The 13045-nt window shown below is 61.7% G+C and carries 28 protein-coding genes; all 28 read right to left on the reverse strand.

Annotation, left to right across the window (positions count from 1 at the left end; genetic code table 11):
- Window positions 1–6: 6 nt before the first annotated feature.
- On the reverse strand, window positions 7–384 hold the full coding sequence (gene rpsM, locus GWP04_08620; GenBank protein ID NIA25620.1) for a 30S ribosomal protein S13: 378 nt from the start codon (window positions 382–384) through the stop codon (window positions 7–9).
- 3 nt (window positions 385–387) lie between these two features.
- Window positions 388–501: a 50S ribosomal protein L36 gene (gene rpmJ, locus GWP04_08625; protein ID NIA25621.1), complete on the reverse strand. Its 114-nt coding sequence runs from the start codon at window positions 499–501 to the stop codon at window positions 388–390.
- On the reverse strand, window positions 498–719 hold the full coding sequence (gene infA / locus GWP04_08630; protein ID NIA25622.1) for a translation initiation factor IF-1: 222 nt from the start codon (window positions 717–719) through the stop codon (window positions 498–500). The genes rpmJ and infA overlap by 4 nt, the downstream gene beginning before the upstream one ends.
- A 42-nt stretch (window positions 720–761) precedes the next feature.
- A complete protein-coding gene (map, locus tag GWP04_08635; protein ID NIA25623.1) occupies window positions 762–1538 on the reverse strand; it encodes a type I methionyl aminopeptidase in 777 nt (258 codons plus the stop codon).
- Window positions 1535–2164, reverse strand: a complete 630-nt coding sequence (locus GWP04_08640) for an adenylate kinase (GenBank protein NIA25624.1) — start codon at window positions 2162–2164, stop codon at window positions 1535–1537. Before GWP04_08640 ends, map begins: the two co-directional genes overlap by 4 nt.
- A gap of 36 nt (window positions 2165–2200) precedes the next feature.
- The gene (gene secY / locus GWP04_08645; protein NIA25625.1) at window positions 2201–3523 is read right to left on the reverse strand and encodes a preprotein translocase subunit SecY; all 1323 of its coding nucleotides are present in this window, start codon (window positions 3521–3523) and stop codon (window positions 2201–2203) included.
- A 13-nt stretch (window positions 3524–3536) separates the two neighbouring features.
- On the reverse strand, window positions 3537–4004 hold the full coding sequence (gene rplO, locus GWP04_08650; GenBank protein NIA25626.1) for a 50S ribosomal protein L15: 468 nt from the start codon (window positions 4002–4004) through the stop codon (window positions 3537–3539).
- 67 nt (window positions 4005–4071) lie between these two features.
- Entirely contained in the window at window positions 4072–4260 is a 189-nt protein-coding gene (gene rpmD / locus GWP04_08655; protein ID NIA25627.1) for a 50S ribosomal protein L30, read from the reverse strand.
- Window positions 4260–4808 carry a 30S ribosomal protein S5 gene (gene rpsE / locus GWP04_08660; protein NIA25628.1) on the reverse strand — a complete coding sequence of 183 codons (549 nt, stop codon included), beginning with the start codon at window positions 4806–4808 and terminating at the stop codon, window positions 4260–4262. Before rpsE ends, rpmD begins: the two co-directional genes overlap by 1 nt.
- Window positions 4809–4817: 9 nt before the next feature.
- On the reverse strand, window positions 4818–5171 hold the full coding sequence (locus GWP04_08665) for a 50S ribosomal protein L18 (GenBank protein NIA25629.1): 354 nt from the start codon (window positions 5169–5171) through the stop codon (window positions 4818–4820).
- Window positions 5168–5710 carry a 50S ribosomal protein L6 gene (gene rplF / locus GWP04_08670; protein ID NIA25630.1) on the reverse strand — a complete coding sequence of 181 codons (543 nt, stop codon included), beginning with the start codon at window positions 5708–5710 and terminating at the stop codon, window positions 5168–5170. The genes GWP04_08665 and rplF overlap by 4 nt, the downstream gene beginning before the upstream one ends.
- Before the next feature lies 1 nt (window position 5711).
- Complete coding sequence (gene rpsH, locus GWP04_08675) at window positions 5712–6107, reverse strand: 30S ribosomal protein S8 (protein ID NIA25631.1); 396 nt, start codon at window positions 6105–6107, stop codon at window positions 5712–5714.
- Between the two features lie 3 nt (window positions 6108–6110).
- Window positions 6111–6296 (reverse strand): type Z 30S ribosomal protein S14, encoded by a 186-nt coding sequence (locus GWP04_08680; GenBank protein NIA25632.1) that lies wholly within the window; start codon window positions 6294–6296, stop codon window positions 6111–6113.
- Between the two features lie 13 nt (window positions 6297–6309).
- Complete coding sequence (rplE, locus tag GWP04_08685) at window positions 6310–6867, reverse strand: 50S ribosomal protein L5 (protein ID NIA25633.1); 558 nt, start codon at window positions 6865–6867, stop codon at window positions 6310–6312.
- Window positions 6864–7169: a 50S ribosomal protein L24 gene (locus GWP04_08690; GenBank protein NIA25634.1), complete on the reverse strand. Its 306-nt coding sequence runs from the start codon at window positions 7167–7169 to the stop codon at window positions 6864–6866. Before GWP04_08690 ends, rplE begins: the two co-directional genes overlap by 4 nt.
- The gene (gene rplN, locus GWP04_08695; protein ID NIA25635.1) at window positions 7169–7537 is read right to left on the reverse strand and encodes a 50S ribosomal protein L14; all 369 of its coding nucleotides are present in this window, start codon (window positions 7535–7537) and stop codon (window positions 7169–7171) included. The genes GWP04_08690 and rplN overlap by 1 nt, the downstream gene beginning before the upstream one ends.
- Complete coding sequence (gene rpsQ, locus GWP04_08700; GenBank protein ID NIA25636.1) at window positions 7534–7791, reverse strand: 30S ribosomal protein S17; 258 nt, start codon at window positions 7789–7791, stop codon at window positions 7534–7536. The genes rplN and rpsQ overlap by 4 nt, the downstream gene beginning before the upstream one ends.
- On the reverse strand, window positions 7791–8018 hold the full coding sequence (gene rpmC / locus GWP04_08705; protein NIA25637.1) for a 50S ribosomal protein L29: 228 nt from the start codon (window positions 8016–8018) through the stop codon (window positions 7791–7793). Before rpmC ends, rpsQ begins: the two co-directional genes overlap by 1 nt.
- Entirely contained in the window at window positions 8015–8428 is a 414-nt protein-coding gene (rplP, locus tag GWP04_08710) for a 50S ribosomal protein L16 (GenBank protein NIA25638.1), read from the reverse strand. The genes rpmC and rplP overlap by 4 nt, the downstream gene beginning before the upstream one ends.
- Window positions 8429–8431: 3 nt before the next feature.
- The gene (gene rpsC, locus GWP04_08715) at window positions 8432–9565 is read right to left on the reverse strand and encodes a 30S ribosomal protein S3 (protein ID NIA25639.1); all 1134 of its coding nucleotides are present in this window, start codon (window positions 9563–9565) and stop codon (window positions 8432–8434) included.
- On the reverse strand, window positions 9566–9907 hold the full coding sequence (rplV, locus tag GWP04_08720; GenBank protein ID NIA25640.1) for a 50S ribosomal protein L22: 342 nt from the start codon (window positions 9905–9907) through the stop codon (window positions 9566–9568).
- Window positions 9904–10188, reverse strand: coding sequence for a 30S ribosomal protein S19 (gene rpsS / locus GWP04_08725; GenBank protein ID NIA25641.1), 285 nt, complete (start codon window positions 10186–10188; stop codon window positions 9904–9906). Before rpsS ends, rplV begins: the two co-directional genes overlap by 4 nt.
- 3 nt (window positions 10189–10191) lie before the next feature.
- On the reverse strand, window positions 10192–11025 hold the full coding sequence (rplB, locus tag GWP04_08730; GenBank protein NIA25642.1) for a 50S ribosomal protein L2: 834 nt from the start codon (window positions 11023–11025) through the stop codon (window positions 10192–10194).
- Window positions 11026–11027: 2 nt separating this feature from the next.
- Window positions 11028–11306, reverse strand: a complete 279-nt coding sequence (rplW, locus tag GWP04_08735; protein NIA25643.1) for a 50S ribosomal protein L23 — start codon at window positions 11304–11306, stop codon at window positions 11028–11030.
- On the reverse strand, window positions 11303–11959 hold the full coding sequence (gene rplD / locus GWP04_08740; GenBank protein ID NIA25644.1) for a 50S ribosomal protein L4: 657 nt from the start codon (window positions 11957–11959) through the stop codon (window positions 11303–11305). The genes rplW and rplD overlap by 4 nt, the downstream gene beginning before the upstream one ends.
- A 16-nt stretch (window positions 11960–11975) precedes the next feature.
- Window positions 11976–12578, reverse strand: a complete 603-nt coding sequence (gene rplC / locus GWP04_08745) for a 50S ribosomal protein L3 (GenBank protein ID NIA25645.1) — start codon at window positions 12576–12578, stop codon at window positions 11976–11978.
- Window positions 12579–12604: 26 nt separating this feature from the next.
- Window positions 12605–12916: a 30S ribosomal protein S10 gene (rpsJ, locus tag GWP04_08750; protein NIA25646.1), complete on the reverse strand. Its 312-nt coding sequence runs from the start codon at window positions 12914–12916 to the stop codon at window positions 12605–12607.
- Between the two features lie 34 nt (window positions 12917–12950).
- Window positions 12951–13045 (reverse strand): elongation factor Tu (locus GWP04_08755; GenBank protein NIA25647.1); only part of this gene is annotated, 95 nt, incomplete at its 5' end.

Genomic DNA, 13045 nt, shown 5'->3' on the forward strand with positions numbered 1-13045 from the left:
TGAGACCTACTTCTTGACCTTCTTCTTGCCGGCGATCGCAGAACGCCGTCCCTTGCGTGTTCGGGCATTCGTGTGCGTCCGCTGGCCGCGCACCGGGAGACCCCGGCGATGGCGGATGCCCTGATATGTCCCGATCTCGATCTTCCTTTTGATGTTCTGGGCAACCTCTCGACGCAAGTCACCTTCCACCCGATAGCCCTGATCGATGAAGCGTCGAATACGGATCACTTCATCGTCGGTCAGATCACGAACCTTCGTGTCGGGATCGATGTCGAGACCGAAACAGATCTGCTGCGCCCGAGTGCGACCCACGCCAAAGATGTACGTCAGACCGATCTCGACTCGCTTGTCTCTGGGAAGGTCAACTCCCGCAATTCGCGCCATTCCTCACCCCTGCCGCTGCTTGTGCCGCGGGTTATCGCAGATCACCCATACGCGGCCATGCCGCCGGATGATCCGACATTTCTCACACATCTTCTTTACCGAAGGTCTCACCTTCATCTGTATCTCCACACGATTCGGCCCCGCGTCGGATCGTATGCCGACAACTCGAGGTCAACCCTGTCACCAGGCAGGATGCGGATGTACCGCATCCTCATCTTGCCCGAAACATGGGCAAGCACTTCGAGGCCGCCTTCGATCTCCACCCGGAACATAGCGTTCGGGAGTGTCTCGAGGACGGTCCCCTGTACTCTGATTACATCGTCTTGTTTTACCACAGGAAACCTAGAAAATGGTCCCAAGAGAACCGGAAAAGGAGGCTAGCCGCCATGGGCGCCCTCAACCAAATCCGGCTCTTGCGTCAGCACCCGGACTCCGCCATCCGTGAGAGCGATGGTGTGCTCGAAGTGTGCCGACAGACTACCGTCTGCTGTCTTTACCGTCCAACCGTCGGACTCGACCTTCGTGGCCTCACCGCCCATGTTGAACATCGGCTCGATACAGATCGACATGCCACGACGTAGCTTGAGACCCGTCCCCCGCTTGCCGTAGTTGGGGATTTGCGGGTCCTCGTGCATCTGGCGACCGATTCCGTGACCCAGGTACTCTCGTACGACGCCAAGTCCTTGGCGCTTCGCCTCTTGCTCCACCGCATGTCCGATGTCACCGACCCGGGCGCCCTCTCTGACCTGTTCGATACCGGCCCACAGTGCGGCCTTCGTCGTGTCGATGAGCCGCTGCACGGGCTTTGCCACCTCACCGACGGCGAAGGTGGCGGCTGCGTCACCGTGGTACCCCTGGTAGATGGCCCCGGCATCGATCGAGAGGATGTCGCCTTCGGTGAGCCGATACGAAGAAGGGATGCCGTGCACGATCACGTCGTTGGGAGACGTACAGATGTGTGCGGGGTATCCGTGGTAGCCGAGGAACGACGGGGTGCAGTCTCGGGCTCTGATGATCTCGGCTGCCAGTTCGTCGAGTTCCTTCAATGTAACGCCGGGTGCGATGACAGCCTGCACGCCGGAAAGAACCGCAGCGACCGCCGCACCCGCGACGCTCATCTTGTCGAATTCCTTCGCGTTCTTGATGGTGATCATAAGGCCTCGATGATTCGGGCCTTGATGTCGTCGACGGCTCCGACACCGTCGACCTCCACCAGAATGTCGGCGTAGTACTCGATCAGCGGAGCGGTGTTGAGCCGGTAGACGGCAAGCCGATTCCTGACGACCTCTTCCGTGTCGTCGGTGCGCTGGAAGAGTGGCAGCCCATCCACGTCGCAGACTCCTTCGACCTTCGGAGGCCAATCGGTGACGTGATACACGTGACCTTCGGCGCAGCTTCGCCTGCCGGTGATGCGGCGAACGATCTCTTCCTCCGGAACGGCGAGCGCCACGACCCGGTCGAGACCGTTCTCACCCAGCAGCGCATCGAGAGCCACCGCTTGCGGTCTCGTGCGTGGGAAACCGTCGAGGATGAAACCTGGACGCGCGTCTTCACGCTTGAGCCGGTCGGCCAGCATGGCAACGACCAGTTCATCCGGAACCAGGTTCCCGGCCGCCATGATGGCTTTCACCTTGCGACCGAGCTCGGTGCCACGGGCAATCTGCTCGCGCAGCATGTTGCCGGTGGAGATATGGTCGATGCCCAAATCCGACGCGATCATCGCGGCTTGCGTCCCCTTGCCTGCTCCGGGCGGTCCGAGAAACAGGTATCTGCGCCCCATCCGATCACCACGTATGCTCTGCGAGCGTGCCCCCGCTCACGTCAGGAACCCTTCATAGTTCCGCATCGTCAGTTGGCTCTCGATCTGCTTCATCGTCTCCAAGGCGACTCCGACCACGATCAAGATGGACACACCACTGAATCCGACCGGCACGTTGAAGATCGCACTCGCGATCGCAGGCAGGACGGAGACGATGGCAAGGAACAGTGCTCCCGGAAGCGTGATCCGGTTGAGGATGTGCGCAAGGTGCCGGGCGGTCTGGCTCCCGGGACGCACACCGGGGATGAACCCGCCTTGACGCTGGATGAGTTCGGCCTGGCGAACGGGATCGAACTGAATCGCCGTGTAGAAGTACGTGAAGAAGATGATCAGCACGAACAACAGAAGTATGTAGAACGAGCTCGTCCCGGCGCTGTTGCCGATGTTGACGCTGACCCAGTTCCGAAGTGAGGCCAGGAATGCACCTTTGTCCGTCGGTATCGCCGTCGCGATGAGTACGGGAAAGTACATGACCGAGGTCGCAAAGATGACCGGGATAACTCCGGCCGTGTTGACCTTGAGAGGAATGTAGGTGCTCTGTCCACCCAGTACTCGCCGGCCGCGCACCCGCTTGGCGAACTGAATCGGAATCCGGCGCTGGCCCTGCTCGACATAGATGATCCCGACGATCAGCACCACGAACACCAGGATGAAGACGGCAAAGATCGATGCACCACCGGGACGACCGGATCCAAGCGTTCCCGCCCAAATCTGCGAGAAGCTGACCGGGAGTCGAGAAGCGATCGCGATGAAGATGATCAGGGACATGCCATTGCCGATTCCCCGTTCGGTGATCAGCTCACCGAGCCACATGATGAACGCCGTACCGGCGGTCATCGTCAACACGATGAGGGCTACGCGAGCCGGCGTGTAAATGGGGATCAAGGGGATTCCCTGGGTGAGTGTTCCGCGGCTGAACAGGAACGTGAGGCCAGTCGACTGCAGCAGTGCAAGTACGACCGTTATGTACCGGGTCCACTGGGTGATCACTTTCTGACCGGTCTCACCTTCGTCCTGCAGCGCCTGCAGCTTGGGGATCACGGCGGCGAGCAACTGCATGATGATCGCCGCTGTGATGTACGGCATGATGCCGAGGCTGAACACCGAGAAGCGCTCCAACGCACCGCCGGAGAACAGGTTCAGCAAGCCGAGGATGCCGGCCTGCTGCTGACTCGCTGCCAACTTCTGGACCGCACTGAGGCTCACCCCCGGAACGGGGATAGCCCCCCCGAGGCGGTATACGGCGAAGATGAACAGTGTGAACAAGATCTTTCCCCGAAGATCGGCGATCTTGAACATGTTCCGGTAGATAGAAAGCATCTCAGAGACTCCGCTAACGCTCGATGACTTCGACCGTGCCTCCAGCAGCCTCGATCTTTGTGATCGCCGACTTGCTGAATGCATGTGCCCGGACCGTGAGGGCTCTCGTGATCTCGCCTTCGCCGAGCACCTTGACACGCCCTCGCTTCTTCACCATGCCCCGCGACTTCAGTTCTTCCGGAGTCACGGTCGTGCCCTTGGAGAACACTTCCAGTGCTTCGACATTGACGACCGCGAAGTACTCCTTGTTCGGGTTCGTGAAACCGCGCATCTTAGGAAGCCGCCGCGTGAGAGGCATCTGCCCGCCCTCGAAGCCGATCCGAAGCTTGCCCCTGGCCTTCAGCCCCTTGGTCCCCCGGCCTGCGGTCTTTCCACGCCGGCCGGCCTCACCTCGCCCTACCCGTCGTTTGGGCTGCTTTGAGCCGGGCGCCGGGCGCAGATGATGGAGTTGGAGCTTCGTGATCTTCTCTTCGTCAGCCATATCAGTTCTCTGTCCTCAGTTCGCAGTTCTCGGTCACTCGTCGGATCGACGAACGACCGATGACCGACTACTTGTCCTCTTCGACCTTCACGAGATGCTGCACCTTGTGCAACATCCCACGAATGGCAGGGGTGTCCTCATGCTTGACCGTCTTGTGCATACGTCGCAGTCCGAGACTCCGAACGGTCGCCCGGTTCTTCGGCTTCTGCCCGATCGTGCTCTTGATGAGCGTCACGGCGAGCGTCTTCTTCGCCATCAGTCCGAACCTCCGGCTCTTCGCAGTTCGGCCGAGCGGTAGGCGGCGAGAAGCCCGGGTGGCGCGATGTCTTCCGGACGCTTGCCTCGCGCTGCGGCAACGGCCTCGGGACGCATTTGAGAGAGCAGACCGTTCATCGTCGCCTTGGCGACGTTGAGGTGCGTGGGCGAGCCAAGCGACTTGGCCAGGGCATCATGAATCCCTGCCGCTTCGAGCACCTGCCTGACCGCTCCTCCGGCGATCACACCGGTACCGGGAGAAGCCGGCTTCAGCAGGACCCGTGACGCTCCCTGCACTCCGATGACCTTGTGGATCAGCGTCGAGCCGGCCATCGGGATGGCGACCATGTTCTTGCGGGCCTCTTCCATGCCCTTCTGGATCGCCGCCGGTACTTCCTTGGCCTTGCCGTAGCCGATGCCGACTTTGCCGCGGCCATCCCCGACGACCACGAGTGCCGTAAACGAGAACCTCCGGCCACCTTTGACCACCTTGGCTACACGGTTGATCTGTACGACACGTTCGTCGAGTTGTTGCTGCGTTTCAGCCATTACCTGCTCCTAGAACTTCAGCCCGGCTTCGCGAGCCGCGTCCGCCAGTGCCTTCACCCGTCCGTGGAATGGAAATCCACCGCGGTCGAAGACAACTTCAGTGATGCCTGCACTCCCGGCGCGCTGTGCGAGTAGTGCGCCCACCTCTGCAGCCGTATCTCTGTTCAGTGTCTTTCCTCGAAGCGCCTTCTCCTGCGACGAGGCTGCTGCAAGAGTCTGTCCTGCATCATCGTCGATCAGCTGTGCGTAGATGTACCGGTTGCTGCGAAAGACGGCCAGCCTGGGTCGATCGTTCGTCCCGTGCAGTGTCTTCCGAACTCGCCGATGCCGCCGACGACGCGCCTCTTGTCGTGAACCTCTCATCGGGCAACTCCTGCCTTCCCGGCCTTCCTGCGCACGTACTCGCCGACGTACCTGATGCCTTTCCCCTTGTACGGCTCCGGGGGCCGGACCTTACGGATGTTCGCTGCCACCTGGCCGACGAGTTCCTTGTCGATGCCCGACACGATCACGTGGGTCGGGTTCGGGACCTCGAAGCTCACTCCGGCCGGTGCCTCGATGTGCACCGGGTGGCTGTAGCCGACCTGCAGTTCGACGACCGTCCCCTGAAGGTTCGCCCGGTAACCGACGCCGACGATGGAGAGTTCCTTGCGGAACCCCTGTGTGACGCCGGTCACCATGTTGGCGAGCAGCGCGCGCGAGAGACCGTGCAACGCACGGGACTCACGCTGATCGTCGAAGCGTTCGACCTTGGCCACATCATCTTCGACGCTGATACGAACTTTCTCGTGGAACGTTCGCTCGAGGGTGCCTTTCGGACCCTTCACCGAGACGCTTTGGCCGTTGACGATGACGTCTACGCCCTGCGGAATCGGAATGGGTACCTTGCCGACGCGACTCATCTCACCACACCTCACACATGATCTCGCCACCGAGACGGCGCCGGCGCGCCTCCCTGTCGGGCAGCAGGCCCTGTGACGTCGAAATGACCATGACGCCGAGCCCTCCGTGGGAGCGCGGCAGGTCGCTCGCACCGCTGTAGATCCGCCTTCCCGGCTTCGAGATCCGTCGAATCCCCTGGATCACGCGCGAACGGCCCTCTCCGTATTTCATTTGCAGGACGAGTTCTCGCCGAACGCCGGCCTCACGGCTCTCGAACCCGCCGATGAACCCTTCAGCTGCAAGGATGCTCGCGACCTGCTGCTTCAGCTTCGACGACGGCATAACGACGACGGCCTTGCCCGCCTGGTTGGCGTTGCGGATCCGGGTCAACATGTCGGCAATGGGATCGGTCATCATGGTTTACCACGAAGCCTTTCTCACACCGGGGAGTTCACCTCTGGATGCCAGCTCGCGCACACAGATGCGGCACATGCCGAAGTCGCGTATATACGCTCGCGGCCGACCGCACCGTTGACATCGGTGGTATTCCCGCACCTTGAACTTCGGCTTTCTCTTCGCCTTTGCGATCAGACTCTTCTTCGCCATTCGCTCCCTCGTTTCAAACCTTTGCGTCCTGCCTGCGGAACGGGAACCCGAACGCATCCAGGAGAGCCCGCGCACCTTCGTCTGTCTCGGCACTCGTACAGATCGTGATGTCCATACCTCTAATCGACGTCACCTTGTCGTAGTCGACCTCGGGAAAGATCAGCTGCTCGGTTACACCGAATGAGTAGTCGCCTCGCCCGTCGAACGACTTCGGGTTCAGGCCCCTGAAGTCTCTGATCCTCGGAATTGCGATCGAGATGAGGCGGTCCAGGAACTCCCACATGTAGTCGCCGCGCAGCGTCACGGATGCGCCCACCGGCATCCCCTCTCGAATCTTGAAACCGGCGATCGACTTCTTCGCCCGGTTGAGCCGCGGCTTCTGCCCCGTTATGACGGCGAGTTCTTCCATGGCCGCATCGACCTGCTTGGAGTCGGATGCGCCCTCGCCGATGCCCATGTTGACGACGATCTTCTCGAATCTCGGCACGCGCATCGCGTTCTTGCTGCCCAACTGCTTCTCGAGCGCGGACACGACCTCTTGCGTGTACTTTTGCTTCAACCGAGGTGTCACAGCTCACCTCCGCACTTCACGCAGACGCGGTACTTGATCCCGTCATCGTCCACCTTGTATCCGATGCGCGTGGGACCGCAGTCTTCACACAGGATCATCACGTTGGAGGCATCGATGGGCATATCCTTGTCGATGATGCCGCCCTGCATGGTCTGACCTTGCGGACGCTGGTGTTTGCGAGCGGTGTTCACACCCTCGACGATCACCTTGTCCTTCTTCTTGATGACTCGAGCGACGCGACCTTCCACACCGGCGTCCTTGCCGGTGATGACCTGCACTTTGTCACCTTGTCGAAGTCGCATCACAGCACCTCCGGCGCCAGCGAGATGATGCGCATGTACTTCTTGTCACGGAGCTCGCGGGCCACAGGCCCAAAGATCCGCGTTCCGCGCGGCTGGCTGTTGTTGTCGATGATTACGCAGGCGTTGTCGTCGAAGCGGATGTAGGTTCCGTCCTTGCGCCGGTATCCCTTTGCTGTCCTCACCACCACTGCCTTCACGACTTCGCCGCGCTTCACCGTTCCTCCGGGAATGGCATCCTTGACGGTCCCGACGATCGTGTCGCCGAGGCCGGCGTAGCGTCGCTTCGACCCGCCCATCACACGGATACACAGCAGCTCTTTCGCTCCGCTGTTGTCCGCAACCCTGAGCCTCGACTCTTGCTGAATCATCGCGCCCGCTCCACGATCTCAACGACCCGCCACCGCTTCGTCTTCGCGAGCGGCCGGGTCTCCATGATTCGCACGGTGTCGCCTCGGCGGGCATCGTTGGCCTCGTTGTGGACGTGGAATCGCTTGCGCCGGCGAACGATCTTGTCGTAGCGCGGATGGCGGACCTGCTGTTGAACCTCAACGGTCACCGTCTGGTCTCTTCCATCTGAGATGACCACGCCGACGCGAGATTTGCGTCGTGCTCGATCCTCCATCACACACCTTCCTCAGCTGTAGCCTGTTCTCGCCAGGCCTGAATCTCCTGCTCCCGCATCACCGTCAGGATGCGGGCAACGTCTTTGCGGACTTCGCGGATTCGTGATGCGTCGTCCAGCTGGTTCGTCGCCAGTTGGAAACGCAGATTGAAGAGTTCCGCCTTCGTCTCCGCGAGCTTCTCTTCGAGTTCGAGAGCCGTGAGCTCACGCAAATCGATAGCTTTCACGTGTCCTCCCGAGTCACGAACTTCGTTTTGATGGGCAGCTTGTGCCCCGCACGGCGCATCGCCTCATGTGCAAGCTCCTCCGAAACACCGGAGAGCTCGAACATGATTCGGCCCGGTTTCACCACGGCCACCCAAAACTCGGGGTTGCCCTTCCCCGATCCCATCCGGGTCTCAGCCGGCTTCTGTGTCACGGGCTTGTCGGGGAAGATGGTGATCCACACCTTCCCTCCGCGGCGAATCGTCCTGTTGATGGCCACACGGGCAGACTCGATCTGTCTCGCGGTGATCCATCCGACCTCGACAGCCTTGAGCCCGTAGTCGCCGAATGAAACACTCGTTCCACCCTTGGCCGTACCTTTTCTGCGGCCACGATGCACCTTTCGGTACTTGGTGCGCTTCGGCATCAACATGGCCTACTCGCCCTCCTCGTCGGCCTGCGCCTCTTCGGCAACGACCGGCTCGACCACAGCCTCCTCAGGCCCGGGAGCCTTTTCGGCCTCGACTTTCGCAGGGGCGGTTTCGACCGGTTCCTCGACGTCGACGGTCTCGGCCACGTCGGACGTCGCCTCTTCGATGCCGGCGCCTTCAAAGCTCTTCGTCTCGAGAGCGACGCTTTCTTCGGGAAGTACGGTCTCGACGATCACCGGGCCTTCGGCATCTTCGATGTCCTCGCGGTACGCACTCTCGGCTTCCTCGCTGGAGACCCGCTTCGGCCCGCCGGCCTCGACGACCCGCTTGCCCTCCTTGCGTTTGCCGCCACCGCCATCGACGACTCGCCTGCCACCACCGGCCTCGATGACTCGGCGCTTCTTGCGCCCTCCGACGGCCTCTTCGGCTCTCGCCTTGGCGGGTGCGACCCTTCCGGGCTTGCCCGATGCCATTGCGATCTCGGCGGCGAGCTTCTCCCGTGTCGCTTTCAGCGATGCGACGAGATCACCCTTGTACGTCCATACCTTCACTCCGACGGCGCCTACCGTCGTGCGTGCCGTCGCCGTGCCGTAATCGATATCGGCCCGAAGCGTATGCAGCGGAACCCTGCCTTCTCGATACCACTCTCGCCGGCCCATGTCCGAGCCGCCAAGACGCCCACTGCACTCGACGCGAACGCCCTGCACGCCGGCTTTCATCGCGGCGGCGACCGTACGCTTCATGGCCCTCCGGAAGGAGACTCGGCCCTCCAACTGGTCCGCAACGCTGCGTGCCAGCAGTTGGGCGTCCTGGTCGGGGTCGCGCACTTCGATCACGTTGTACTTGACTCTGCGTCCCGTCAGCTTCTCCAACCCGGCTCGAATCCGCTCTGCCTCTGTGCCGCGACGGCCGATCACCACGCCTGGACGCGCCGTGTGCACTTCGATGACGACCTTGTCACGAGTTCGCTCGATCTCGATCCGGGAGATCGCGCCACGAGGCAGTTCGATGTTCACGTAGTCACGGATCTTCCAGTCTTCGTTGACCAGTTCGACATAGTCCTTGTCGCTGTACCAGTGCGACTTCCAGTCGGTCACCACACCGAGGCGGAACGCATAGGGATGTGTTTTCTGGCCCATTTACGCCTCGCTCTCTTCGGTTACGACGATCGTGATGTGGCTGGTGCGCTTGAGGATGCGGGTGGCCCGTCCACGAGCACGGGGGCGCCACCGCTTCAGTGTGGGGCCCTCGTTCGCATAGGCCTCTGCAACCACCAGTTCATCGGCATCGAGCGAGTGGTTGTGCTCGGCGTTGGCTACCGCCGAGTCGAGGACCTTCCGCACCGTATCCGCGGCTCTGCGGTCGGTGAACGCCAGAACGTGGCGCGCTTCTTCGACCGGGAGTCCCCGGACGAGGTCGAGCACCCGCCGTACCTTGTACGGCGACTGACGTATGTACTTGGCTTCCGCTCGCACCTTCATCGTCTGTTCGCTGCCTTTTCCCTGGAACCCGCGTGTCCGCGGAACGTCCTCGTCGGGGCGAATTCGCCCAACTTGTGTCCGACCATGGACTCCGTCACATATACCGGAACGTGTTTGCGACCATCGTGGACGGCGACGGTGTGCCCCACCATCTCCGGAATGACGGTCGAGCGCCTACTCCAGGTCTTGATGACCCGCTTCTCGCCCTTTCGGTTGAGTTCCTCCACCTTCTTGAGGAGGTGCTCGTCGATGAAGGGACCTTTCTTCAGGCTCCGTGCCATCGTCTACCTCCGTCCTCTACGCGATCGCCGCCGCACGATATCTCGATTGCTCGCCTTGTTCTTCTTTCGCGTCCTACCTTCGGGCTTGCCCCATGGGCTCACCGGATGTCGGCCTCCGGACGACCGGCCCTCACCTCCACCGAGAGGATGGTCGACCGGGTTCATCGCAACGCCACGGCTCTGGGGTCGAACGCCCTTCCATCGAGAGCGCCCGGCCTTCCCGACCTTGACGAGTTCTGCTTCGGTATTGCCGACCTGTCCCACCGTGGCGCGACAGTCGAGCGACACCATCCGCATCTCGCCGGAGGGGAGCCGCAACAGCGCACGGTCGCCCTCTTTGCTCATGAGCTGCACCGAAGCGCCTGCCGAGCGAGCTATCTTAGCCCCTCCGCCGGGGCGCATTTCTATCGCGTGAACGACCGTACCTGCGGGGATGTTGCGCAGGGGCAGGGCGTTGCCCGGATTGATCTCGGCGCCGGATCCGGACTCGAGCATCTCACCCACCTTCACACCGACGGGAGCGAGGATGTATCGCTTCTCGCCGTCCACGTAGTGCAGCAGGGCGATGCGGGCGTTGCGGTTCGGGTCGTATTCGATCGCTGCGACCTTGGCCGGAACGCCGTCCTTGTTTCGCCGGAAGTCGATGATACGGTACCTGCGCTTGTGCCCACCGCCGCGATGGCGCGACGTGATACGCCCGTGCGTGTTGCGGCCGCCGGTCTTGGTCATCTTGGAGACGAGCGCCTTCTCGGGCTTCGACTTCGTGATCTCGGCAAAATCCGAGACTGTCTGGAATCGCCGTCCGGGAGAGGTTGGCTTCTGTTTCTTCGTTGCCATCGCTACACCCCAAAGATGTCGATCGTGTCACCAGGCGACAGCTTGACGAGCGCTCGCTTGGTGTCTTGGCGTCGGCCGACGACCCAACCGGTCCGCTTCTGCTTGCCGCGGCGGTTGAGCGTGTTCACTCGGAGCACCGAAACGTCGAAGATCTCGGCTATCGCCTTGGCGATCTCCGTCCGATTCGCGCTCCGAACGACGTCGAACGTGTGTTGCTCGATGAGGTCATAGGACTTCTCGGAGACAACCGGAGTCAGGATCACATCTCGTGGATCCTTCATCGTTCACCTCCCTCATCCTCTACGAAATCCGATTGGGTCACGTCGTATGCACCGTGCCGTCCCACCGACCCGATCGTGTCGGTGGTAAATACCAAGGACTCGGCCCACAGCACGTCGTAGGTCGTGAGCTGGTCGGGTTCGACGATCGCTACGCCGCGAAGGTTCCTGAAGGAACGTTCGGGGATCCGGTCGCTACGACCCAGCACCAGCAGGACCTTGCCTTCCACACCGATCGCTTCGAGGAACGCCCTGGCCTGCTTGGTCTTCGGCTCTGTCCAGTCGAATGGCTCCGCGATCTTGATGGCGCCCTCACGGGCGCGGGCGGAGAGCGCGCTACGCAAGGCCAGGCGTTTCATCTTCTTGGGCGTTCGCTGCTTGTAGCTGCGGGGATGTGGGCCAAACGCCACGCCACCACCCACGAAATGAGGTGCTCGGATCGATCCCTGTCGAGCTCGTCCAAGTCCCTTCTGTCGCCACGGTTTCCTGCCGCCACCACGAACTTGAGCGCGAGTCTTGGTTGCCGCCGTTCCAGAGCGTGCACCGGCGAGCTGCGCCGTGACGACTTGGTGCATTACCGGCTCATTCGGTTCGATGCCGAAAACTTCGGCGTCGAGAGCGAGATCGCCCTTTCGGGAACCGTCGCTCGCGAACAATGCTGCCGGGCGTGTATCAGCCACGAGCCTTCACCGCCTCTCGCACCAGCACAACCGAGCCCTTCGGCCCGGGAACGGATCCGCCCAGGAGCACGAGTCCTCTGGCGGTGTCGATATCAACGACGTCGAGGTTGAGTAGCGTCACCCGCTCCCCACCCATACGGCCCGGCAGTTTCCTGCCTTTGAACACTCTCGCCGGCGTTGCACACGCGCCTATCGAACCAGGCGCACGATGCACCCTGTGCACTCCATGGCTGGCGCTCTGGCCGGAGAAGTTGTGGCGCTTGATCACGCCCTGGAAGCCCTTGCCCTTCGAGACCCCGGCGACGTCCGCCTTCGCTCCCTTGGCGAGGACGTCCGCGATCGTGATTTCCTGCCCGAGTTCGTAGGCATCCGGATCGTCGACGCGCACTTCGACGAGATGCCGTCCGGGAGCCACTCCCGCCTTGGCGTAGTGACCGGCCAGCGGGCGGTTGACCGAGCCCACTTCTTTGTATGCGATCTGTACCGCGGCGTAGCCGTCTGTGTCCGGCCGCTTGATCTGAATCACTCGGCATGGGCCGGCCTTGATGACGGTGACCGGAATTGCCCGAGCCTCGTCGTCGAAGACCTGCGTCATGCCCAGTTTCTCTCCAAGAATGGCCTTCACAGCTTGATCTCCACTTCCACACCTGCCGGGAGGTCGAGGCGCATCAGTGAATCCACGGTCTTGCGCGTCGGCTCGACGATGTCGAGCAGGCGCTTGTGAATCCGCATCTCGTAGTGCTCCTGGGAATCCTTGTGGACGAACGGCGACCGGATCACGCAGTACCGATGGATCTCCGTCGGCAATGGAATCGGGCCTTTCACCTTTGCCTGAGTCCGGGTCACGGTCTCAGCGATCTTGCGCGCCGATTCGTCGACCACTTCGTGATCGTACGCCTTCAACCGGATGCGAATCTTTTGTCCTTCTGGCATAAGTGCTCGTTTCTTATCTGGTATCCGGTGTTGGCTATTTGATGACTTTGATGACGGTGCCCGCACCGACAGTACGGCCACCCTCACGAATCGCGAACTTCTGACCCTCATCCATCGCGATCGGAGTGA

Source organism: Gammaproteobacteria bacterium (assembly GCA_011682695.1).
Lineage (GTDB): Bacteria > Actinomycetota > Acidimicrobiia > Spongiisociales > UBA4744 > BMS3Bbin01.

Excerpts from the sequence above, each read along its gene's own strand:
- rplP (NIA25638.1), bottom strand. The coding sequence starts at position 8,428 with ATGTTGATGCCGAAGCGCACCAAGTACCGAAAGGTGCATCGTGGCCGC.
- GWP04_08680 (NIA25632.1), bottom strand. The coding sequence starts at position 6,296 with ATGGCGAAGAAGAGTCTGATCGCAAAGGCGAAGAGAAAGCCGAAGTTC.
- rpsJ (NIA25646.1), bottom strand. The coding sequence starts at position 12,916 with ATGCCAGAAGGACAAAAGATTCGCATCCGGTTGAAGGCGTACGATCAC.
- GWP04_08665 (NIA25629.1), bottom strand. The coding sequence starts at position 5,171 with ATGAGAGGTTCACGACAAGAGGCGCGTCGTCGGCGGCATCGGCGAGTT.
- rpmD (NIA25627.1), bottom strand. The coding sequence starts at position 4,260 with ATGGCGAAGAAGACGCTCGCCGTGACGCTCATCAAGAGCACGATCGGG.
- map (NIA25623.1), bottom strand. The coding sequence starts at position 1,538 with ATGATCACCATCAAGAACGCGAAGGAATTCGACAAGATGAGCGTCGCG.
- GWP04_08640 (NIA25624.1), bottom strand. The coding sequence starts at position 2,164 with ATGGGGCGCAGATACCTGTTTCTCGGACCGCCCGGAGCAGGCAAGGGG.
- rpsH (NIA25631.1), bottom strand. The coding sequence starts at position 6,107 with ATGATGACCGATCCCATTGCCGACATGTTGACCCGGATCCGCAACGCC.
- rpsS (NIA25641.1), bottom strand. The coding sequence starts at position 10,188 with ATGGCACGGAGCCTGAAGAAAGGTCCCTTCATCGACGAGCACCTCCTC.
- rplN (NIA25635.1), bottom strand. The coding sequence starts at position 7,537 with ATGATTCAGCAAGAGTCGAGGCTCAGGGTTGCGGACAACAGCGGAGCG.
- rpsM (NIA25620.1), bottom strand. The coding sequence starts at position 384 with ATGGCGCGAATTGCGGGAGTTGACCTTCCCAGAGACAAGCGAGTCGAG.
- rplW (NIA25643.1), bottom strand. The coding sequence starts at position 11,306 with ATGAAGGATCCACGAGATGTGATCCTGACTCCGGTTGTCTCCGAGAAG.
- rplB (NIA25642.1), bottom strand. The coding sequence starts at position 11,025 with ATGGCAACGAAGAAACAGAAGCCAACCTCTCCCGGACGGCGATTCCAG.
- secY (NIA25625.1), bottom strand. The coding sequence starts at position 3,523 with ATGCTTTCTATCTACCGGAACATGTTCAAGATCGCCGATCTTCGGGGA.
- rplF (NIA25630.1), bottom strand. The coding sequence starts at position 5,710 with ATGAGTCGCGTCGGCAAGGTACCCATTCCGATTCCGCAGGGCGTAGAC.
- rpsQ (NIA25636.1), bottom strand. The coding sequence starts at position 7,791 with ATGGAGGATCGAGCACGACGCAAATCTCGCGTCGGCGTGGTCATCTCA.
- rplC (NIA25645.1), bottom strand. The coding sequence starts at position 12,578 with ATGACGCAGGTCTTCGACGACGAGGCTCGGGCAATTCCGGTCACCGTC.
- rplO (NIA25626.1), bottom strand. The coding sequence starts at position 4,004 with ATGGCTGACGAAGAGAAGATCACGAAGCTCCAACTCCATCATCTGCGC.
- rplV (NIA25640.1), bottom strand. The coding sequence starts at position 9,907 with ATGAAGGTGCGAGCGGAAGCCAAGTACATACGTCAGTCGCCGTACAAG.
- rpsE (NIA25628.1), bottom strand. The coding sequence starts at position 4,808 with ATGGCTGAAACGCAGCAACAACTCGACGAACGTGTCGTACAGATCAAC.
- GWP04_08690 (NIA25634.1), bottom strand. The coding sequence starts at position 7,169 with ATGCGACTTCGACAAGGTGACAAAGTGCAGGTCATCACCGGCAAGGAC.
- rpmJ (NIA25621.1), bottom strand. The coding sequence starts at position 501 with ATGAAGGTGAGACCTTCGGTAAAGAAGATGTGTGAGAAATGTCGGATC.
- rpsC (NIA25639.1), bottom strand. The coding sequence starts at position 9,565 with ATGGGCCAGAAAACACATCCCTATGCGTTCCGCCTCGGTGTGGTGACC.